This is a genomic window from Streptomyces shaanxiensis (assembly GCF_039537145.1).
GTDB classification, from domain to species: Bacteria; Actinomycetota; Actinomycetes; order Streptomycetales; family Streptomycetaceae; genus Streptomyces; species Streptomyces shaanxiensis.
Genome location: NZ_BAAAZY010000010.1, coordinates 620825 through 640585 on the forward strand (window position 1 = coordinate 620825; position 19761 = coordinate 640585).

Sequence of the window (19761 nt, forward strand, 5' to 3'; positions counted from 1 at the left end):
GCGCGGCAATTGTGGCAGGTGGCACCGACAACCGGGGATCAGGGCGGCAACCCGGCCGGTCGTGGCGGGTCGGAATCAGGCCCTGCGGCCGCGTGTGCTGCCCGAGGCGCCGCCGAAGAGCCGCGCGAGGGCCCGGAACGGCAAGGTCACGACGGTGGCGATGGCGCCGCCGATCTGCCGGAGTACGTCTGCGATTGCGCGAAGCACGTGGTTCACCTGTCCTTTCCCGGCCACGGTGGCCGGTCGAGGACCGGGTACCGCGGTTGGGGCTCGGCATGCGGCACGGCCCTGATCATGGGTTCACGGCGCGGCTCAGCCCTTGCCGATCAGATCCCCCGGAAACGCCCCGGCTCCCGCCGCAGCCCGAGCGAACCCCGCGCCGAGCTCGGTCAGGCGCGCCACGCCCTCCGCCCCGAGGTGCTCGTACGGCGCCCGGTCCAGCCGGTCCGTCTCGGACTCGATCTCCTCGCGCACGGCGACCCCCTCCGGCGTCAGCCCGCCCGCACCGTCCACAAGCCCCCGCTCACGCAGCCGCCCCGACGCCGCGTCCCAGTCCTCCCGCGTCCAGCCGCGCGTGGCGCACACCCACTTCGGCGTCATGCCCTTGCCGGTCGCGGTGTGCGTCACCACCGCCTCCAGACCGTCGAGCCCCGCCGAGACCAACACCGCCAGATGCCCGTCACCCCGGTGCTCACGCAGCAGCGTCGCGGCGTGGAAGTAGGCGAGGTGGAGCTCCTCGGGGACCGGCAGGTCCGCGTGTGCCGAGTACAGCGGCCGGGCACTGCGCGAGCACGCCTCGGTGGCCCGCAGCGCGAGCCGTGCGGCCTCCGCCATCTCCGGGGACGTCAGCGCCTCCTCGCCGAGCAGCCGCCGCAGCGTCGCGTCGACCGCACGCGCGCGTGCCGCCAGCACGTCCTCGGGCGAGGCGATCGCCCAGACCGCGGGTACGTGCCGGGCCACCAGGTCGTGCTTGTAGTTGTAGAACGTCGCCGTCACCGCACCCGCGCCGACCGGCCCCAGCGCCGCCGCCCGCACCGCGAAGTTGACGGCCCTTGGGTGTGTGATGCCCAGAGCGGCGAGTTCCGTGCCCAGCTCCGGGGCGAAGTAGGACGCCGCGTGCAGGGTGTTCAGCATGTTGTGGCAGCGTCGGCCGGCACGGGGTTCGAGGGCGGCAGCAGTCATGGCCCGGACCTTACCAACCGCTTGGTACGTCCGGTACGCCTCTCACACGCGCGCGTGGAGCGTGGCAGAAAAGGTGGGGGACTCGTCATTGCGGCCACTCGAACGGTCGCCGAAGAATCGGTGCCATGGCGCAGCGAACCGTTCTCTTCGTACTCTTCGACGACGTGCAGAGCCTCGATGTCACCGGGCCGTTGGAGGTCTTCGTGGGGGCCGAGACGCACACGCCGGGCTCGTATCGCATCCGCACGGCCTCCCTGGACGGCGGTCCCGTCCGCACGTCCGGCGGCCTGACCGTCGTACCGGATCATGCCCTCGCCGACGCCCCCGACCCGCACATCCTCGTCGTCCCGGGCGGCAGGGGCACCCGCGGCCCGCAACCCGACCTGACCGACTGGCTGCGCGAGCACGGCCCCCGTGCCGAGCGTCTGGTCTCCGTCTGCACCGGCGCCGTCCTGCTCGCCGCGGCGGGCCTGCTCGACGGCCGCCGTGCCACGACCCACTGGGCGTACTGCGACAAGCTCGCCCGCGACCACCCGGCCGTCGTCGTCGACCCGGACCCGATCTACGTCCGCGACGGTCATGTCGCCACCTCCGCCGGCGTGACCTCGGGCATCGACCTCGCCCTCGCCCTGGTCGAGGAGGACCTCGGCCGGGACGTCGCCCTCGCCATCGCCCGCCACCTGGTCGTCTTCCTGCGCCGACCGGGAAACCAGGCCCAGTTCAGCGCTCAACTCGCCGCCCAGACCGCCCAGCGCGAGCCCCTGCGGGACGTCCAGCGCTGGATCACCGAGCACCCCGACGCCGATCTGACGGTCGAGGCGCTGGCCGCCCGCGCGAGCCTCTCCCCGCGACATTTCGCCCGCGCCTTCCAGAACGAGACCGGTATGACCCCCGGCCGGTACGTCGACCGGGTCCGCCTCGAACACGCCCGCCGGCTCCTGGAGGACACCGGCGACGGAGTCGAGGAGATCTCCCGCGCCTGTGGCTACGGCACCCCCGAGGCAATGCGGCGCGCCTTCGTCAAGAGCCTCGGGACGGCCCCGGTCGAGTACCGCCGCCGGTTCCGCCCCGTGGCCGCCCAGTGAGCCCGGCAGACGCCGTCCAGCAAGCCCGACCAACACCGAGCGCAAGCCCGGCGGAAAGGGAAACCATGCAGATCGCGATGGTCCTGTACGACCGCTTCACCGCCCTCGACATCGTGGGGCCCTACGAGGTCCTGAGCCGGCTCCCGGACGCGCAGGTCGACTTCGTCGCCGCCGAGGCGGGCCCGGTGCGCGCCGACACGGGGTTCCTCGCCCTGACGGCGGACAAGGCGCTGGCCGATGTGCCGCACCCGGAGGTCGTGGTGGTGCCCGGCGGGCCCGGCACCTTCGCCGAGATCGAGAACAAGGCCCTCCTGGAGTGGCTCAGGACCGCCGACACCACGAGTGCCTGGACGACCTCCGTCTGCAGCGGCTCACTGCTCCTCGCCGCCGCCGGCCTCCTGGAGGGCCGTCGCGCCACCTCCCACTGGCTCACCCTGGACTTCCTGCCGCAGTACGGCGCCGAGCCCACGGGCGAGCGGGTGGTGCCCGACGGGAAGTACATCACCGCGGCCGGCGTCTCCTCCGGCATCGACATGGGCCTGACCCTCGTCGGGAAGATCGCCGGTGACGAACACGCCCAGGCCGTACAGCTGTTGATCGAGTACGACCCGCAGCCGCCCTACGACGCCGGCTCCCCGCGGAAGGCCCCCGCCCACCTTGTCGAGGAGTTCCGCACGAACAGCCGGTTCAGTCTGACGTAGTCCAGGTGAAGCGCGGCTGCCTGCGCTCCAGGAACGCGGCGACGCCCTCCGCGGTGTCGCCGCTTCCGCGGGCCTGCTCCGCCCAGTGCTCGTCGCGGTCGGTGCGCCCGTCCGCGAACTCCTTCGCCGCGGCTTGCGTCAGCTGGGAGCGCGACACCAGGATCCGGGTGAACTCCGCGACCCGCTTGCCGAGTTCGCCCTCGAGCAGCACCTCGTCCACCAGGCCCGTCCGCAAGGCCCGCTCCGAGTCGATCAACTCACCCGAGAACAGCAGGTACTTGGCGGTGGCCGGTCCCACCAGCGACACCAACCGCCGGGTGGAGGACGCCGGATACACGATCCCGAGCTTCGCCGGCGTCACCCCGAACAGCGACCCCTCCTCGGCGAACCGCAGATCGCACGCCGACGCCAGCTGCGACCCGCCGCCCACGCAGTGGCCGCGGATCGCCGCCAGCGTCGGCTTCGGGAAGGCGGCCAGCGCCTCCTCCGCGGCCACGGCCAGCTCCTGCGCCTCCTTGGGCGACCCCTGAAGCGTGGAGATGTCGGCGCCCGCGCAGAACGTCCCGCCCTCACCGGTCAGCACCAGCGCCCGTACGGCCGGATCGGCGGCCAGCGTGCCGAGCAGCGGCGGCAGCCCCCGCCACATCGCGGCCGTCATCGCGTTGCGCTTGGCCGGATGGTGGATGACGACGGTGGCGACCGAGTCGGTGACGCTGTGCAGCAGCTGGGGCTCCATGCGGCGGATGCTATCCGCTCGCGCCGAACAGCCGATCAGGGAGGGCTCCTCTGCACCGGATCGTCGGCATGGTCGCGGAGAAGGACATCGCCAAACCCGTACAACCCGAATAGTTCGCCAAGTCGGCACGAGCGGGGACAGGAGCGGTCCCACAACTGACCGTGTCATACGCCAACGATCAGAATCGCTCGATACCTGCTGACTTGTGTTCAGTTCTACGGTCCGGACCGGTGCGTTACCAACACTCGAGGTGTGGTGACAATCGAGCGCGAGGGTGGCGACCGGACGATGGAGAACCATGGGCGCGGGTCCGGCCCACGCCCAGCAGGCGACGCGGACGAGTCCCTTGGTCAGCGGCCGCCGAATCCACTGCCGTACGAAGGCGTCTGGCGGTTCACCGCCCCCGCCGTCGAGGCCTCGGTCCCGCAGGCGCGGCACGCCGTACGGGACCTGCTGTACCGCCAGGGCGTGCCGGTCTCGGACGACCTGGTCCAGGGGCTGCTGCTGATCGTGTCGGAGCTGGTCACCAACGCCGTGAGGCACGCGGCGCTGCTGTCGCCGATGCTCGCCGTGGAGGTCGCCGTCGGCGCCGAGTGGCTGCGGGTGTCCGTGGAGGACAACCATCCCTACCGCCCGACCGCCCTGGAGGCGGACCACGGCCGGACCGGCGGCCGTGGGCTGCTCCTGGTCCGCGAGGTGACGCGGGAGGCGGGCGGCGTGTGCGACGTCGAGCACACGGCGAGCGGGGGCAAGGTGATCTGGGCTGCCGTACCGCTCAAGCCCGTGCACGTGCCCTAGGGCCGGTCCGGCGGATCGGGGTCCGACTCGTCACCAGCCGGCCGAGGGGCCCGTCAGCTCCCTGATCGCGGGGCGCGCCGCGTCGAGCACGGTCATGAACCAGGACGAGAAGGTGTCCTTCGCATGCCGCTCCGTCAGCTCGGCCGACGTCACGAAGGCGGTCGAGCCGACCTCCTCCGGGTCCGGCCGCAGCGGGGCCTGCACCATGCCGACGAAGAGGTGGTTGTACTCCTGCTCCACCAGGCCCGAGTCCGGGTCCGGGTGGTTGTAGCGGACCGTGCCCGCCTCGGCGAGCAGCGAGGGGGAGACGCCGAGCTCCTCGTACGTCCGCCGGGCCGCGGCCGCGAAGGGTGCCTCGCCGGGGTAGGGGTGACCGCAGCAGGTGTTGGACCACACGCCGGGGGAGTGGTACTTGCCGAGCGCCCGCTGCTGGAGCAGCAGCCGGCCGTGCGCGTCGAAGAGGAACACGGAGAACGCGCGGTGCAGCTGTCCCGGCGGCTGATGGGCGGCGAGCTTCTCCGCGGTGCCGATCGTCACACCGTTCTCGTCGACCAGTTCCAGCAAAATCGCGTCTGCGGCGCCGTTCGACGGACTGTGCGTCGCGGTCGCAGGTGTGATCGGCATACCCATCCTTCGCATCGGTCTTCGCGCCCCAAGTGTGCCGTACGAATCCGGCACTCCCGGCAGTTGATCGTGCCCGGCGCGGCGGGCACGGAACCGCCCGTCGGGGCGCTGTGAGCATGAGGACGCAACCGACCACCGGATCGCTGCATTCCGTCCGTACTGGCGTTTTATCGGACCGTACGGTTGTTTCAGCGCGGATCGTACGGTTGTTTCAGTGGCAGAGCCGGGCCTCGTGCTGGGCGTGCCCGACCGGCTCCAGCTGGAAGGTGCAGTGCTCCACGTCGAAGTGGTCACCCAGGCACCCCTGGAGTTCGTGCAGCATCTTCTCGTGGCCGATCGCGTTCAGGGCGTCGGAGCTCACCACCACGTGCGCCGACAGCACCGGCATACCGGAGGTGATCGTCCAGGCGTGCAGATCGTGGACGTCCTCGACGCCGTCCAGGGCGAGTATGTGGGCCCGCACCTCCGCCATGTCGACGTCCTTGGGGGCGGACTCCAGTAGCACGTCGAGGGTCTCGCGCAGCAGCTTTACGGTGCGGGGCACGATCATCAGGCCGATGACCAGCGAGGCGATCGGGTCGGCGGCCTGCCAGCCGGTGGCCAGGATCACCGCCGCCGAGATCAGCACCGCCAGCGAGCCCAGCGCGTCCGCGGCCACCTCCAGGAAGGCGCCGCGCACGTTCAGGCTCTCCTTCTGGCCGCGCATCAGCAGCGTCAGCGAGATCATGTTCGCGACGAGGCCGATCGCGCCGAACACGATCATCAGGCCGCCCTCGGTTGCCGCGGGCGTGAAGAAGCGCTGGACCGCCTCGTACAGGACATAGCCGCCGACACCGAGCAGTAGCAGACAGTTGGCGAGGGCGGCGAGGATCTCCGCGCGGGCGTAGCCGAAGGTGCGCGTCGTGCTCGGCGGCCGGTTCGCGAAGTGGATGGCGAGCAGGGCCATGCCCAGGCCCAGCGCGTCCGTCGCCATGTGCGCCGCGTCCGCGATCAGGGCGAGCGAGTCCGCGACCACACCGCCGATGATCTCGACCACCATGACGCAGAGCGTGATCGACAGCGCGACGCGCAGTCTCCCGCGGTACGCGGCAGCCGCCGTACCGCTCGTCGGCGCGTGCGCATGCGCGTGCCCGTGATCGTGCCCAGCCCCCATGAGAAAGCCGCCCTTCTGCGGTCCGTTCCGACGATCGGAATGTCCGTCCGGGATCACAGTGAACTACGGGTAGGGGGTATCCGGCAACGCGGCACTGAACACCGTTGTCATGTGCCCTGACCTGCGGAAACGATCCGCAGGTCAGGGCCTTGCAAGATCAGCCGCCGTGGTGGAGCAGCCACCCCTGCCACGCCGACTCGACCATCTCGCGTACCCCGCGCGAAGCCGTCCAGCCGAGCTCCTCGGCGGCGAGCGCGGCAGAGGCGACCGCGCGCGGGGCGTCCCCGGGACGCCGGGCCTCCACCACGGCGGGGCGCCCGTCGCCGGTCACTTCGCCGATCACGGTGATCAGCTCGCGGACGGAGACGCCCTCGCCGCGACCGATGTTGACGGTCAGATCACCGCTCGCGTCCGCTCCGGTGAGCCGCCGCGCCGCCGCCAGGTGCGCCTCGGCGAGATCGGCGACATGGATGTAGTCACGGATGCAGGTGCCGTCCGGCGTCGGATAGTCGTCGCCGAAGATCCGCGGGGCCTCGTCACGGGTGAGCCGGTCGAAGACCATCGGGACGATGTTGAAGACGCCCGTGTCGGCCAGCTCGGGCGCGGCGGCGCCCGCGACGTTGAAATAGCGCAGGCACGCCGTCGAGATGCCGTGCGCCCGGCCCGCCGCCCGCACCAGCCACTCCCCGGTGAGTTTGGTCTCGCCATAGGGGTTCACCGGCGCGCACGGGGTGTCCTCCGTGATGAGATCCACATCCGGGTTGCCGTAGACGGCGGCGGACGACGAGAACAGGAACCGCTTGATCCCGGCCTCGGCGACCGCCTCCAGGAGCGTGGCGAGCCCGCCCACGTTCTCCCGGTAGTAGCGCGTCGGCTGCGCCACCGACTCCCCGACCTGCTTGCGCGCGGCGAGATGCACCACACCGGTCACCGCGTGCTCGGCGCACACCCGCTTCAGCAGGTCACCGTCCAGCGCCGAGCCCTCGACGAGCGGGACGCCGGCCGGGAGCCGCGCGGGAAACCCGGCCGAGAGATCGTCCAGTACGAGGACCCGCTCCCCGGCGTCGGTCATGGCCCGCGCCACATGTGCCCCGATGTAGCCGGCTCCGCCTGTGATCAGCCATGTCATGGTGGCCCACCCTATGCCGAGGCGCCTGCGGCGGACGCAATGTCTGTGATGCCCCGGTCTGTCAGCGCGAGTTTGTAGGCGGGACCGCGGATCCCCGATGATGATCGCGGCAAAGCTCTGGGCAAACCACGTTGATCGCTCCGCCAAACGGGCGGTGAACGCCGGCTTCCAGTCATCCGATAGCCTCTGCCGACACGCCGCCCGGCCACCACTGCCAACGGGCGCCGCCACCCACGTACATGACCGGCGCGGACATGCCGGCACCCAGGGAGTGAGTTCGGTTGTCGACCGCCATCCTCACCGGTCAGCCGGTCCCCGGATCGTCGATCGAGGGCGATCTGCGGTCCCTCGGCTACGACGTGCGGGTCGCCGCCGACCCGGCCGACGCCGAGACGCTCCTCGCCCAGGTACCCGGTGACCAGCGCGTCGCCCTCGTCGACGCCCGCTTCGTCGGCCACCTGCACGCGCTGCGCCTCGGCCTCACCGACCCCCGCTTCCCGCTCGCCGCGATCCCGGGCGCCGTGACGGCCCAGCCCGCCGGACGCCAGGCCCTGACCCGGGCGATGGCCCGCGAGAACTCCGCGGGCGGCGGTACGGCGCTCGCCGTCGACAGTCTCGCCGACCGCATCGTCACCGCCCTCACCGACGACGGCTCCGACGTGCACCGCCCCGAGCTCGGCAGCCTGGTCGCCGTCGTCCCGGCCGACCCGCAGGCCCGCAACGAGGCACGGCAGGCCGTCTCCGCCGTCGACGACGAGGCCGTACGCCTGAAGTCGGCCGTGAAGTCCCGCGACGGCTTCTTCACGACCTACTGCATCAGCCCTTACTCCCGCTACATCGCCCGCTGGTGCGCCCGCCGGGGCCTGACCCCCAACCAGGTCACCACCGCCTCCCTGATCACCGCGCTCATCGCGGCGGGCTGCGCGGCCACCGGCACCCGGGGCGGCTTCGTCGCGGCCGGCCTCCTGCTGATCTTCTCCTTCGTGCTGGACTGCACCGACGGCCAGCTCGCCCGCTACTCCCTGCAGTACTCCACGCTGGGCGCCTGGCTCGACGCCACCTTCGACCGGGCCAAGGAGTACGCCTACTACGCCGGCCTCGCCCTCGGCGCGGCCCGCGGCGGCGACGACGTCTGGGCCCTCGCCCTCGGCGCGATGGTCCTCCAGACCTGCCGGCACGTCGTCGACTTCTCCTTCAACGAGGCCAACCACGACGCCACCGCCAACACCAGCCCCACCGCCGCCCTCTCCGACAAGCTCGACAGCGTCGGCTGGACGGTGTGGCTGCGCCGGATGATCGTGCTGCCGATCGGTGAGCGCTGGGCGATGATCGCGGTGCTGACCGCGGTCACGACCCCGCGCATCACCTTCTACGCGCTGCTCATCGGCTGTGCCTTCGCGGCGACGTACACCACGGCGGGCCGGGTGCTGCGCTCCCTGACGCGCCGGGCGCAGCGCACCGACCGGGCCGCGACGGCACTGGCCGACCTCGCGGACTCGGGCCCGCTCGCGCAGGGCTTCGCGGAGGCGTTCAAGAACCCCGCGCGCAAGCTGCCCGGCTTCACCGCCCCCGCCGTGGCCCTCCTCGGCGGCCTCGTCCTCCTCGGCCTGGCCGCGCAGCCCGGCTTCGGCGGTCCGTGGGCAGTCGTCGGCGCGTTCGTCTACGCCGTCACCTCGGGCCTGGCCGTCGCTCGCCCCCTCAAGGGCCCCCTCGACTGGCTGGTGCCGCCCCTCTTCCGGGCCGCCGAATACTGCACGGTCCTGATGCTCGCGGCCAAAGCCGAGGTGAACGGAGCCCTTCCCGCAGCTTTCGGGCTGGTGGCCGCTGTCGCCTACCATCACTACGACACGGTGTACCGCATCCGCGGCAACGCCGGAGCGCCCCCGGCCTGGCTGGTGCGCTCCATCGGGGGGCACGAAGGGCGGACGCTGCTCGTCACCGTCCTGGCCGCCGCGCTCACCGCCTCGCAGTTCAAGGTCGCGCTCACGGCCCTCGCCGTGGCCGTGGCCCTCGTGGTGCTCGTCGAGAGCATCCGCTTCTGGGTGGCTGCCCACTTGGGCGGCGCGCCCGCCGTACACGATGAAGGAGAACCCGCATGATCGGCCTCGTGCTGGCGGCCGGCGCCGGACGGCGTCTGCGCCCCTACACCGACAGCCTTCCCAAGGCTCTGGTGCCGGTGGGGCCTGCGGGCATAGAGGGCGAACCCACGGTCCTGGACCTGACCCTCGGCAACTTCGCCGAGATCGGTCTGACCGAGGTCGCGATCATCGTCGGCTACCGCAAGGAGGCCGTGTACGCGCGCAAGGAAGCCCTTGAGCGGAAGTACGGTCTGAAGCTCACCCTCATCGACAACGACAAGGCCGAGGAGTGGAACAACGCCTACTCCCTGTGGTGCGGCCGTGACGCCCTCAAGGACGGCGTGATCCTCGCCAACGGCGACACCGTGCACCCGGTCTCCGTCGAGAAGACGCTGCTCGCCGCCCGCGGCGACGGCAAGAAGATCATCCTCGCCCTGGACACGGTCAAGGACCTGGCCGACGAGGAGATGAAGGTCGTCGTCGACCCCGAGAAGGGCATGACGAAGATCACCAAGCTGATGGACCCGGCCGAGGCCACGGGCGAGTACATCGGCGTCACGCTCATCGAGGGCGACGCCGCCCCCGAGCTGGCCGACGCCCTCAAGGCCGTGTGGGAGACCGACCCGCAGCAGTTCTACGAGCACGGCTACCAGGAGCTCGTGAACCGCGGCTTCCGGATCGACGTGGCGCCGATCGGCGACGTCAAGTGGGTCGAGATCGACAACCACGACGATCTCGCCCGAGGACGGGAGATCGCATGCCAGTACTGACCCGGCTGATCCCCTCGCCGGTCGTCGTCGACATCCGCCCGGGTGCCCTCGACGACCTCGGCGGTGTGCTCGCCGACGAGCGCATCTCGCACTCCGGCAAGCTGGCCGTCGCGGTCAGCAACGGTTCCGGTGGACGGCTCAGGGAGCGGCTCGCTCCCGCGCTGCCCGGCGCCAGCTGGTACGAGGTCGGCGGCGGCACCCTCGACGACGCGATCCGGCTGGCCGGCGACATAAAGGCCGGCCACTACGACGCCGTCGTCGGGCTCGGCGGCGGCAAGATCATCGACTGCGCCAAGTTCGCCGCGGCGCGCGTCGGCCTCCCGTTGGTCGCCGTACCGACGAACCTCGCGCACGACGGTCTGTGCTCGCCGGTCGCCACCCTCGACAACGACGCGGGCCGTGGCTCGTACGGTGTGCCGAACCCGATCGCGGTCGTCATCGACCTGGACGTCATCCGCGACGCTCCGGCGCGTTTCGTGCGCGCGGGCATCGGCGACGCGATCTCCAACATCTCCGCGATCGCCGACTGGGAACTCGCCAACCGTGTCAACGGCGAGAAGATCGACGGCCTCGCCGCGGCGATCGCCCGACAGGCCGGCGAGGCAGTGCTCAGGCACCCCGGCGGTATAGGAGACACCGACTTCCTGCAGGTGCTGGCCGAGGCGCTGGTGCTCAGCGGTATCGCCATGTCGGTGTCGGGCGACTCCCGCCCGTCCTCCGGCGCGTGCCACGAGATCAACCACGCCTTCGACCTGCTGTTCCCCAAGCGTGCCGCCGCCCACGGCGAGCAGTGCGGACTGGGTGCGGCCTTCGCGATGTACCTGCGCGGAGCCCACGAGGAGTCGGCCTACATGGCCGAGGTGCTGCGTCGGCACGGGCTGCCGGTACTGCCGGCGGAGATCGGCTTCACGGACGACGAGTTCGTCCGCGTGGTGGAGTTCGCTCCGCAGACCCGGCCCGGCCGCTACACGATCCTCGAACACCTCGACCTGACAACCGACCAGATCAAGGACATCTACGCCGACTATGTCAAGGCCATCGGTAGCTGAACTCCGCCCCGTCGTTCACCCCGCGGGGGTGAAGGACCGGCGCAGCGGTGAGCACTGGATGGGACGCCTCTACATGCGCGAGGTGTCCCTGCGGGTCGACCGCTACCTGGTGAACACCAGGGTCACGCCCAACCAGCTCACGTACCTGATGACCATCTGTGGTGTCCTCGCGGCCCCGGCACTCCTGGTGCCGGGGATCCCCGGGGCGGTCCTCGGCGTCGTCATGGTCCAGCTCTACCTGCTGCTGGACTGCGTCGACGGCGAGATCGCGCGCTGGAGGAAGCAGTACTCGCTGGGCGGGGTCTATCTGGACCGCGTCGGCGCCTACCTCACCGACGCCGCGGTGCTCGTCGGCTTCGGTCTGCGCGCCGCCGACCTGTGGGGCAGCGGCCGTATCGACTGGCTGTGGGCGTTCCTCGGCACGCTGGCCGCGCTCGGCGCGATCCTGATCAAGGCCGAGACCGACCTGGTCGGCGTCGCCCGGCATCAGCAGGGCCTGGCGCCGGTCAAGGAGGCCGCGTCCGAGATGCGCACCTCCGGCATGGCACTGGCCCGCAAGGCCGCCGCAGCCCTGAAGTTCCACCGCCTGATCCTCGGCATCGAGGCGTCCCTGCTGATCCTGGTCCTGGCGATCGCCGACCAGGTCCGCGGCGACTTGTTCTTCTCCCGGCTCGGCGTCGCGGTGCTCGCCGGCATCGCGCTGCTGCAGACCGTGCTGCACCTCGTGTCCATCCTCGCCTCGAGCAGGCTGAAGTGAGCGGCATGAAGGTCGGCGCGGTCATCATCACCATGGGTAACCGCCCCGACGAGCTGCGCGCACTTCTCGACTCGGTCGCCAAGCAGGACGGCGACCGCGTCGAGGTGGTCGTGGTCGGCAACGGCTCCCCGGTGCCCGACGTCCCCGAGGGCGTCCGCACGATCGAGCTGCCCGAGAACCTCGGCATCCCCGGCGGCCGCAACGTCGGCATCGAGGCCTTCGGCCCGAGCGGCCGCGACGTCGACATATTGCTCTTCCTCGACGACGACGGTCTCCTCGCGAACCACGAAACCGCCGAGCTGTGCCGCACGGCCTTCGAGGCGGACCCGAAGCTCGGCATCATCAGCTTCCGCATCGCCGACCCGGACACCGGCGTCACCCAGCGCCGCCACGTGCCCCGGCTGCGGGCCTCCGACCCGATGCGCTCCTCCCGGGTCACCACCTTCCTGGGCGGCGCCAACGCCGTCCGTACCCAGGTCTTCGCCGAGGTCGGCGGCCTGCCGGACGAGTTCTTCTACGCCCACGAGGAAACCGACCTGGCATGGCGGGCCCTCGACGCGGGCTGGATGATCGACTACCGGTCCGACATGGTGCTGTACCACCCGACGACGGCACCCTCGCGGCACGCGGTCTACCACCGCATGGTCGCCCGCAACCGCGTCTGGCTCGCCCGCCGCAACCTCCCCGCCCCCCTCGTCCCGGTCTATCTGGGCGTCTGGCTGCTGCTCACCCTCGTCCGCCGCCCCTCCCGCCCCGCCCTGAGGGCATGGTTCGGCGGATTCCGGGAAGGCGTGACCACTCCGTGCGGTCCCCGCAGGCCCATGAAGTGGCGTACGGTGTGGCGGCTGACCCGACTGGGCCGACCTCCTGTCATCTGACAAGCTCGACCCTGAGAAAAACCGGACCGTAACCCGGCCCCAGGTTCATGCCAGGCCCGCACAGGCTGCGCATCTCGAAGACGAAAGTTTCAACCGGTGAGTGAGACAACGCACGACGGTGGAGTCGCGGTGAGCGAGCCGCCGTCGCCCGACGAGGGACTGACGGCGGCACAGCTCGCCGACAAGTACGGGCTGTCCGTGAGCGGCGCCCGACCCTCGCTGTTCGAGTACGTCCGCCAGCTCTGGGACCGGCGGCACTTCATCCTCGCGTTCTCGCGGGCGAAGCTGACCGCCCAGTACAGCCAGGCGAAGCTCGGCCAGCTGTGGCAGGTGGCCACCCCGCTGCTGAACGCGGCCGTGTACTTCTTCATCTTCGGCCTCATTCTCGAGGCCGACCGCGGCATGTCCCGCGAGGTGTACGTCCCGTTCCTGGTCACCGGCGTCTTCGTGTTCACCTTCACCCAGAGCTCGGTGATGGCCGGCGTCCGCGCGATCTCCGGCAACCTCGGACTGGTCCGCGCCCTGCACTTCCCGCGCGCCTCACTGCCGATCTCCTTCTCGCTCCAGCAGCTCCAGCAGCTGCTGTTCTCGATGATCGTGCTGTTCGCCGTGGCGCTGATCTTCGGCAGTTACCCGGCCATGTCGTGGCTGCTGATCATCCCGGTGCTCGTCCTGCAGTTCTTCTTCAACACCGGCCTTGCGATGATCATGGCCCGGGCCGGCTCCAAGACCCCGGACCTGGCCCAGCTCATGCCGTTCGTGATGCGTACGTGGATGTACGCGTCCGGCGTGATGTTCTCCATCCCGGTCATGCTGAAGGACAAGCCGGCGTGGATCGCCGACATCCTGCAGTGGAACCCGGCCGCCGTCTACATGGACCTGATGCGCTTCGCCCTGATCGACGGCTACGGCTCCGACAACCTCCCGTCCCATGTCTGGGCGGTCGCGCTCGGCTGGGCCGTGCTGTTCTTCGTGGGCGGCTTCGTGTACTTCTGGAAGGCGGAGGAGAGGTACGGCCGTGGCTGACCGGAACACCGACGCGCACATCCCCACCGTCGTCGCGGACGAGCTGCACATCGTCTACCGCGTCAACGGCGCCAAGACCGGCAAGGGCAGCGCCACCGCCGCCCTGAGCCGCATCCTCAAGCGCGGTGAGGAGCGCGGCGTACGCAAGGTGCACGCCGTCCGCGGGGTCTCCTTCGTCGCCTACCGGGGCGAGGCCATCGGCCTGATCGGCTCCAACGGCTCCGGCAAGTCCACCCTGCTGCGCGCCATCGCCGGCCTGCTCCCGGCCGAGAGCGGCAAGGTCTACACCGACGGCCAGCCCTCGCTGCTGGGCGTGAACGCGGCCCTGATGAATGATCTCACCGGTGAGCGCAACGTCATATTGGGCGGGCTCGCCATGGGCATGACCCGAGAGCAGATCAAGGAGCGCTACCAGGAGATCGTCGACTTCTCCGGCATCAACGAGAAGGGCGACTTCATCACCCTGCCCATGCGCACCTACTCCTCCGGTATGGCGGCCCGGCTGCGCTTCTCCATCGCCGCGGCCAAGGACCACGACGTCCTCATGATCGACGAGGCGCTGGCCACCGGCGACCGCAAGTTCCAGAAGCGCTCGGAGGAACGCATCCGAGAGCTGCGCAAGGAAGCCGGCACGGTGTTCCTCGTCAGTCACAACAACAAGTCGATCCGCGACACCTGCAACCGCGTCCTTTGGCTGGAACGTGGCGAGCTGCGGATGGACGGTCCGACGGACGAGGTACTCAAGGAGTACGAGAAGTTCACGGGCAAGTAGTCCACCCGGCCATGGGCCGTGTGGCCCAGCACGCTTGACCGGGCCTCGCCGGAACTGCCCCGGCGGGGCCCCGCGTCTGCAAAGGAAACGTCAACTCCGGCTGGCCCCAGGAATCTTGGCGCCAATCGGTGCGTTGTTGTGATGTGCAGGACACCCTCACAGGCCCGGCCCCGTTGTACAACGTAAGCTGTACCGGTACCGAAACGCGGCAAGTGGGGCGATAAGGAACGACACCTTCCCCCGGGCCGCGGTGCGGACGGCCGGGCGGCGTGTCCGAAATAGTATGCATTGGGTCTGCGGTGTAGAACGGGAGATGTGACGGCAATGGCTACGGAAACTCCCCAGGTCAACGCAGCTGCCTGTGCCGTCCCCGCCCCGGGCAGTCAACGGTGACGGGACCAGGCGGCCGCGCCGGTGATCCGGAGCGCGGCACGCTCGACAAGGCCGCCGCGGAGAACTTCCCCGTGGCGCCGTTCTTCCTGCCCAGGGCCTGGCGCACCGACCTCATGGCGGTCTACGGCTTCGCCCGCCTCGTCGACGACATCGGCGACGGCGATCTCGCTCCCGGCGGCGCCGACGCCCGTCTGCTCGGCGTGTCGGCCGCGGACGCCGAGGACCGCCTGGTCCTCCTCGACGCCTTCGAAGCCGACCTGCGCCGGGCCTTCGACGGCACCCCGCGACACCCGTTGCTCCGCCGCCTGCAGCCGACCGTCCGTCGCCGCTCGCTGACCCCCGAGCCCTTCCTCGGCCTGATCGCCGCCAACCGCCAGGACCAGCTCGTCGGGCGCTACGAGACCTACGACGATCTCCTTGCCTACTGCGAACTGTCCGCCAACCCCGTCGGCCGTCTCGTCCTCGCCGTCACCGGCACGCAGACCCCCGAGCGGATCCGCCGCTCCGACGCGGTGTGCACGGGGCTGCAGATCGTCGAGCACCTCCAGGACGTCGCCGAGGACCTCGGCCGTGACCGGATCTATCTGCCCGCCGAGGACATGAAGCGCTTTCACGTCCAGGAAACCGATCTGGCGGTGGAATCAGCGGGCGCATCGGTGCGCGCACTGGTTGCATACGAAGCCCAACGTGCCCAGAACCTCCTGAATGAAGGCACCCCCCTGGTGGGTAGCGTCCACGGCAGGCTCAAGCTGCTGCTCGCGGGATTCGTGGCGGGAGGAAGGGCGGCGATCCGTGCGATCTCCGCCGCCGAATACGACGTACTTCCCGGCCCGCCCAAGGCCAGCAAGCTCCAGTTGCTGCGCGAGGTGGGCGTGACCTTGCGAGGAGAGGGGTGATCCGGACCGTGGAGTCTGCACCACACGTGTCCGCACCGGTACTCGCCGCCTACAGCTACTGCGAGGCCGTCACCGGACAGCAGGCCCGTAACTTCGCCTACGGCATCCGTCTGCTGCCCACGCCCAAGCGTCGCGCGATGTCGGCGCTGTACGCGTTCTCGCGCCGCGTCGACGACATCGGCGACGGCGCGCTGACCGGCGAGGTCAAGGCCGCCAGACTCGAGGACACCCGGGAGTTGCTGACCCGGGTCCGTGACCGGGCGGTCGCCGAGGACGACACCGACCCCGTGGCCGTAGCCCTCGCCCACGCAGCCGACACCTTCCCGATCCCGCTCGGCGGGCTGGACGAGCTCATCGACGGCGTCCTGATGGACGTGCGCGGCGAGACCTACGAGACCTGGGACGACCTGAAGGTCTACTGCCGCTGTGTCGCGGGCGCGATCGGGCGCCTCTCGCTCGGGGTGTTCGGTACGGAACCGGGGGCGCGCGGCGCCGAGCGCGCGCCCGAGTATGCCGACACGCTCGGGCTCGCGCTGCAACTCACCAATATCCTGCGGGACGTCCGCGAGGACGCCGAAGGCGGGCGTACCTATCTGCCCTCCGACGACCTCGCCAAATTCGGCTGCTCGGCCGGCTTCAGCGGGCCGACACCACCGGAGGGCTCCGACTTCGCGGGCCTCGTGCACTTCGAAGTGCGTCGGGCCCGCGCCCTTTTCGCCGAGGGCTACCGGCTGCTCCCCATGCTCGACCGGCGCAGCGGCGCCTGCGTCGCCGCCATGGCCGGCATCTACCGCCGCCTCCTCGACCGCATCGAGCGCGACCCCGAGGCCGTGCTGCGCGGTCGGGTCTCCCTGCCCGGGCGTGAGAAGGCGTACGTCGCCGTGCGCGGCCTGAGTGGTCTGGACGCCCGGCATGTGACCCGCCGAACCGTCAGTCGTACCGTCAGGAGGCGCGCCTGATGGACATTCCGGTCCAAGGTGATGCCGCTGGCGAAAAGTGGCGGGCAACCCTCCGCAGTCGGGTGGCGTCCCTGACTGAGACGACCAGCCGTACGGCGTTCAAGCACCGGCACGGCGGTCGCGCAGGGGAGGGTGCACGATGACCGACGGCATGGGGCCCGAAGAGGCGCACGCGGACATCCCCGGAGGCTCCGGGAGGGACGCCGTCGTGGTCGGCGGCGGGCTCGCCGGCATCACCGCCGCGCTCGCCCTCGCCGACGCCGGAGTGCGCGTCACCCTGATCGAGGGCAGGCCGAGGCTCGGTGGCCTGGCCTTCTCCTTCCAGCGCGGCGACCTCACCGTCGACAACGGACAGCACGTCTACCTGCGCTGCTGCACCGCCTACCGCTGGTTCCTCGACCGGATCGAGGGGACGGCGCTGGCGCCGCTGCAGGAGCGTCTCGACGTGCCCGTGCTCGATGTCGCGCGGCCCGAGGGACGGCGGCTCGGCAGGCTGCGGCGCGACGCCCTGCCCGTACCCCTGCACCTGGGCCGGAGCCTGGCGACGTATCCGCATCTGTCACTCGCCGAACGCGCCAAGGTCGGGCGTGCCGCGCTCGCGCTCAAGGGGCTCGACCTCGCCGATCCGACCCTGGACACAGAGGACTTCGGCAGCTGGCTGACCGCGCACGGTCAGTCGGCGCGCGCCGTCGAGGCCCTGTGGGACCTGGTCGGGGTCGCCACGCTCAACGCGGTCGCGGGCGACGCCTCACTGGGGCTCGCCGCGATGGTGTTCAAGACCGGTCTGCTGTCCGACCCGGGTGCGGCCGACATCGGCTGGGCGCATGTCCCGCTGGGCGATCTGCATGACCGGCTGGCCCGCAAGGCGCTCGACTCGGCGGGCGTTCGTATCGAGGTCCGTACACGCGTCACCTCCATCTCTACTGACGAGAACGGACGTTGGAGCGTTCAGGTTCCCGGCGAGAGGCTCGAAGCGGACGCCGTCGTGCTCGCCGTGGCCCAGCGCGAGGCGTACGACCTGCTGCCCGACGGTGCCCTCGACGCGCCCGAGCGACTGCTGGAGATCGGCACGGCGCCGATCCTCAACGTCCATGTCGTCTATGACCGCAAGGTGCTCAGCAGGCCGTTCTTCGCGGCCCTCGGCAGCCCTGTGCAGTGGGTCTTCGACCGGACCGGGGCCTCCGGGCTGCGGGACGGCCAGTACCTCGCCCTGTCCCAGTCGGCCGCGCAGGACGAGATCGACGAGCCCGTCGCCGCGCTGCGCGAGCGGTATCTGCCCGAGCTGGAGCGGCTGTTGCCCAGGGCACGCGGCGCGGAAGTGAAGGACTTCTTCGTGACCAGGGAGCGCACAGCGACGTTCGCTCCCACCCCCGGCGTCGGGCGGCTGCGGCCCGGCGCCCGTACCAAAGTCCCCGGCCTCTACCTGGCCGGTGCGTGGACCGCCACAGGGTGGCCCGCGACCATGGAGAGTGCGGTCCGCAGTGGCGTGAGTGCGGCCGGCGCCGCGCTGAGCGCCCTGGGCCGGCCCCGCCCCAGCCACCTCTTCGACGTCGAGGAGGCGGCGTGATGCTCAACCAGCACACGGCGGCAGGCTCCCGCACCCCCGGTACCGCAACAAGAGGAGAGACTGTGCCCACTGTGCCCCCGGCCTCGAAGGCCGCTCGAGAGACCGCGGTGGACGTGACCGCGCTCCTGGAGCGCGGTCGGACCCTGGCCACGCCGGTACTGCGGGCGGCGATCGACCGCCTGGCCGCTCCCATGGACACCGTTTCCGCCTACCACTTCGGCTGGATCGACGCCGACGGCAACCCCACGGCCGGCGACGGCGGCAAGGCCGTACGCCCCGCCCTCGCGGTGCTCTCCGCCGAGGTCACCGGCGCAGCGCCCGAGGTCGGCATCCCCGGAGCCGTGGCCGTCGAACTGGTCCACAACTTCTCGTTGCTGCACGACGACCTGATGGACGGCGACGAGCAGCGCCGCCACCGCGACACGGTCTGGAAGGTGCACGGCCCCGCCCAGGCCATCCTCGTCGGCGACGCCCTGTTCGCCCTGGCCAACGAGGTCCTGCTGGAGCTCGGCACCGTCGAGGCCGGCCGGGCCACCCGCCGTCTGACCACCGCCACCCGCGCCCTGATCGACGGTCAGGCGCAGGACATCTCCTACGAGCACCGCGATCGCGTCAGCGTCGAGGAGTGCCTGGAGATGGAGGGCAACAAGACCGGTGCCCTGCTCGCCTGCGCCAGCTCCATCGGCGCCGTCCTCGGCGGCGCGGACGACCGCACCGCCGACACCCTGGAGAAGTACGGCTACCACCTGGGCCTCGCGTTCCAGGCCGTCGACGACCTCCTCGGCATCTGGGGCGACCCGGTCTCCACCGGCAAGCAGACCTGGAGCGACCTGCGCCAGCGCAAGAAGTCCCTGCCGGTCGTGGCCGCGCTCGCGGCGGGCGGATCGGCATCCGAGCGGCTCGGCGAGATCCTCGCCGCCGACGCCAAGAGCAGCGACTTCGAGAACTTCTCCGAGGAGGAGTTCGCGGCCCGCGCCGCCCTCATCGAGGAGGCGGGCGGCCGCGAGTGGACCACCGACGAGGCACGCCGACAGCACACCATCGCCGTCGAGGCCCTCGACGCCGTCGACATGCCCGAGCAGGTGCGGGCGCAGTTCACGGCGCTCGCCGACTTCGTCGTCGTACGAAAGAGATGATCACCAACGGGCGAAAAGAGATGATCAGTATCGGTCGAATAGCCCTCGCGTAGTCGCCGGCCGGTGTAGCTG

At 70.7% G+C, this 19761-nt stretch carries 21 protein-coding genes; 15 read left to right on the forward strand and 6 right to left on the reverse strand.

Features of this window, described 5'->3' with window-relative positions; all coding sequences use genetic code 11:
• Positions 1-75: 75 nt before the first annotated feature.
• Both ABD932_RS16775 and ABD932_RS16780 read right to left on the reverse strand, forming a co-directional pair.
• Positions 76-207, reverse strand: coding sequence for an LPFR motif small protein (locus tag ABD932_RS16775; RefSeq protein WP_345013376.1), 132 nt, complete (start codon positions 205-207; stop codon positions 76-78).
• 105 nt (positions 208-312) lie between these two features.
• Entirely contained in the window at positions 313-1182 is an 870-nt protein-coding gene (locus ABD932_RS16780) for an SCO6745 family protein (RefSeq protein ID WP_345013378.1), read from the reverse strand.
• A gap of 125 nt (positions 1183-1307) precedes the next feature.
• Here ABD932_RS16780 and ABD932_RS16785 point away from each other — a divergent pair, with 125 nt between their 5' ends.
• Both ABD932_RS16785 and ABD932_RS16790 read left to right on the forward strand, forming a co-directional pair.
• Positions 1308-2267, forward strand: a complete 960-nt coding sequence (locus tag ABD932_RS16785; RefSeq protein ID WP_345013380.1) for a GlxA family transcriptional regulator — start codon at positions 1308-1310, stop codon at positions 2265-2267.
• 65 nt (positions 2268-2332) lie between these two features.
• Entirely contained in the window at positions 2333-2968 is a 636-nt protein-coding gene (locus ABD932_RS16790) for a DJ-1/PfpI family protein (RefSeq protein ID WP_345013382.1), read from the forward strand.
• Here ABD932_RS16790 and ABD932_RS16795 read toward each other — a convergent pair.
• Entirely contained in the window at positions 2955-3704 is a 750-nt protein-coding gene (locus ABD932_RS16795) for an enoyl-CoA hydratase/isomerase family protein (RefSeq protein WP_345013384.1), read from the reverse strand. The genes ABD932_RS16790 and ABD932_RS16795 overlap by 14 nt on opposite strands.
• A 288-nt stretch (positions 3705-3992) precedes the next feature.
• Here ABD932_RS16795 and ABD932_RS16800 point away from each other — a divergent pair, with 288 nt between their 5' ends.
• A complete protein-coding gene (locus ABD932_RS16800) occupies positions 3993-4502 on the forward strand; it encodes an ATP-binding protein (protein ID WP_345014438.1) in 510 nt (169 codons plus the stop codon).
• A 30-nt stretch (positions 4503-4532) separates the two neighbouring features.
• On the opposite strand, the gene idi is transcribed toward ABD932_RS16800, so the two are convergent.
• The 3 genes from idi to galE all read right to left on the reverse strand — a co-directional run bounded on the left by idi (position 4533) and on the right by galE (position 7408).
• On the reverse strand, positions 4533-5126 hold the full coding sequence (idi, locus tag ABD932_RS16805; RefSeq protein ID WP_345013386.1) for an isopentenyl-diphosphate Delta-isomerase: 594 nt from the start codon (positions 5124-5126) through the stop codon (positions 4533-4535).
• A 211-nt stretch (positions 5127-5337) separates the two neighbouring features.
• Entirely contained in the window at positions 5338-6279 is a 942-nt protein-coding gene (locus tag ABD932_RS16810; protein ID WP_345013388.1) for a cation diffusion facilitator family transporter, read from the reverse strand.
• A 157-nt stretch (positions 6280-6436) separates the two neighbouring features.
• On the reverse strand, positions 6437-7408 hold the full coding sequence (gene galE / locus ABD932_RS16815; RefSeq protein ID WP_345013390.1) for a UDP-glucose 4-epimerase GalE: 972 nt from the start codon (positions 7406-7408) through the stop codon (positions 6437-6439).
• Between the two features lie 281 nt (positions 7409-7689).
• On the opposite strand from galE, the gene ABD932_RS16820 reads away from it, so the two are divergent.
• The 12 genes from ABD932_RS16820 to ABD932_RS16875 all read left to right on the forward strand — a co-directional run bounded on the left by ABD932_RS16820 (position 7690) and on the right by ABD932_RS16875 (position 19689).
• On the forward strand, positions 7690-9507 hold the full coding sequence (locus ABD932_RS16820) for a DUF5941 domain-containing protein (protein ID WP_345013392.1): 1818 nt from the start codon (positions 7690-7692) through the stop codon (positions 9505-9507).
• Positions 9504-10256, forward strand: coding sequence for a phosphocholine cytidylyltransferase family protein (locus ABD932_RS16825; protein ID WP_345013394.1), 753 nt, complete (start codon positions 9504-9506; stop codon positions 10254-10256). The genes ABD932_RS16820 and ABD932_RS16825 overlap by 4 nt, the downstream gene beginning before the upstream one ends.
• On the forward strand, positions 10244-11305 hold the full coding sequence (locus ABD932_RS16830; RefSeq protein ID WP_345013396.1) for an iron-containing alcohol dehydrogenase family protein: 1062 nt from the start codon (positions 10244-10246) through the stop codon (positions 11303-11305). Before ABD932_RS16825 ends, ABD932_RS16830 begins: the two co-directional genes overlap by 13 nt.
• Positions 11283-12062, forward strand: a complete 780-nt coding sequence (locus tag ABD932_RS16835; protein ID WP_345013398.1) for a CDP-alcohol phosphatidyltransferase family protein — start codon at positions 11283-11285, stop codon at positions 12060-12062. The genes ABD932_RS16830 and ABD932_RS16835 overlap by 23 nt, the downstream gene beginning before the upstream one ends.
• Before the next feature lie 5 nt (positions 12063-12067).
• Positions 12068-12940, forward strand: a complete 873-nt coding sequence (locus tag ABD932_RS16840) for a glycosyltransferase family 2 protein (protein WP_345014440.1) — start codon at positions 12068-12070, stop codon at positions 12938-12940.
• A 96-nt stretch (positions 12941-13036) separates the two neighbouring features.
• Positions 13037-13966: an ABC transporter permease gene (locus tag ABD932_RS16845; RefSeq protein ID WP_345013400.1), complete on the forward strand. Its 930-nt coding sequence runs from the start codon at positions 13037-13039 to the stop codon at positions 13964-13966.
• Positions 13959-14738 carry an ABC transporter ATP-binding protein gene (locus ABD932_RS16850; RefSeq protein ID WP_126396772.1) on the forward strand — a complete coding sequence of 260 codons (780 nt, stop codon included), beginning with the start codon at positions 13959-13961 and terminating at the stop codon, positions 14736-14738. The genes ABD932_RS16845 and ABD932_RS16850 overlap by 8 nt, the downstream gene beginning before the upstream one ends.
• A gap of 389 nt (positions 14739-15127) precedes the next feature.
• Positions 15128-16027, forward strand: a complete 900-nt coding sequence (gene hpnC, locus ABD932_RS16855) for a squalene synthase HpnC (protein ID WP_345013402.1) — start codon at positions 15128-15130, stop codon at positions 16025-16027.
• Positions 16024-16986, forward strand: a complete 963-nt coding sequence (gene hpnD, locus ABD932_RS16860) for a presqualene diphosphate synthase HpnD (RefSeq protein WP_345013404.1) — start codon at positions 16024-16026, stop codon at positions 16984-16986. The genes hpnC and hpnD overlap by 4 nt, the downstream gene beginning before the upstream one ends.
• Positions 16986-17129 carry a DUF6380 family protein gene (locus tag ABD932_RS16865; protein ID WP_345013406.1) on the forward strand — a complete coding sequence of 48 codons (144 nt, stop codon included), beginning with the start codon at positions 16986-16988 and terminating at the stop codon, positions 17127-17129. The genes hpnD and ABD932_RS16865 overlap by 1 nt, the downstream gene beginning before the upstream one ends.
• The gene (gene hpnE, locus ABD932_RS16870; protein ID WP_345013408.1) at positions 17126-18553 is read left to right on the forward strand and encodes a hydroxysqualene dehydroxylase HpnE; all 1428 of its coding nucleotides are present in this window, start codon (positions 17126-17128) and stop codon (positions 18551-18553) included. The genes ABD932_RS16865 and hpnE overlap by 4 nt, the downstream gene beginning before the upstream one ends.
• Before the next feature lie 71 nt (positions 18554-18624).
• Positions 18625-19689: a polyprenyl synthetase family protein gene (locus ABD932_RS16875; protein ID WP_345014442.1), complete on the forward strand. Its 1065-nt coding sequence runs from the start codon at positions 18625-18627 to the stop codon at positions 19687-19689.
• Positions 19690-19761 lie beyond the last annotated feature (72 nt).

What these genes read in the sequence shown, in the direction of transcription:
- ABD932_RS16780 (WP_345013378.1), bottom strand. Translation starts at nt 1,182, where the DNA reads ATGACTGCTGCCGCCCTCGAACCCCGTGCCGGCCGACGCTGCCACAAC.
- ABD932_RS16785 (WP_345013380.1), top strand. Translation starts at nt 1,308, where the DNA reads ATGGCGCAGCGAACCGTTCTCTTCGTACTCTTCGACGACGTGCAGAGC.
- ABD932_RS16790 (WP_345013382.1), top strand. Translation starts at nt 2,333, where the DNA reads ATGCAGATCGCGATGGTCCTGTACGACCGCTTCACCGCCCTCGACATC.
- ABD932_RS16795 (WP_345013384.1), bottom strand. Translation starts at nt 3,704, where the DNA reads ATGGAGCCCCAGCTGCTGCACAGCGTCACCGACTCGGTCGCCACCGTC.
- ABD932_RS16800 (WP_345014438.1), top strand. Translation starts at nt 3,993, where the DNA reads ATGGAGAACCATGGGCGCGGGTCCGGCCCACGCCCAGCAGGCGACGCG.
- idi (WP_345013386.1), bottom strand. Translation starts at nt 5,126, where the DNA reads ATGCCGATCACACCTGCGACCGCGACGCACAGTCCGTCGAACGGCGCC.
- ABD932_RS16810 (WP_345013388.1), bottom strand. Translation starts at nt 6,279, where the DNA reads ATGGGGGCTGGGCACGATCACGGGCACGCGCATGCGCACGCGCCGACG.
- galE (WP_345013390.1), bottom strand. Translation starts at nt 7,408, where the DNA reads ATGACATGGCTGATCACAGGCGGAGCCGGCTACATCGGGGCACATGTG.
- ABD932_RS16825 (WP_345013394.1), top strand. Translation starts at nt 9,504, where the DNA reads ATGATCGGCCTCGTGCTGGCGGCCGGCGCCGGACGGCGTCTGCGCCCC.
- ABD932_RS16830 (WP_345013396.1), top strand. Translation starts at nt 10,244, where the DNA reads ATGCCAGTACTGACCCGGCTGATCCCCTCGCCGGTCGTCGTCGACATC.
- ABD932_RS16835 (WP_345013398.1), top strand. Translation starts at nt 11,283, where the DNA reads ATGTCAAGGCCATCGGTAGCTGAACTCCGCCCCGTCGTTCACCCCGCG.
- ABD932_RS16840 (WP_345014440.1), top strand. Translation starts at nt 12,068, where the DNA reads ATGAAGGTCGGCGCGGTCATCATCACCATGGGTAACCGCCCCGACGAG.
- ABD932_RS16865 (WP_345013406.1), top strand. Translation starts at nt 16,986, where the DNA reads ATGGACATTCCGGTCCAAGGTGATGCCGCTGGCGAAAAGTGGCGGGCA.
- hpnE (WP_345013408.1), top strand. Translation starts at nt 17,126, where the DNA reads ATGACCGACGGCATGGGGCCCGAAGAGGCGCACGCGGACATCCCCGGA.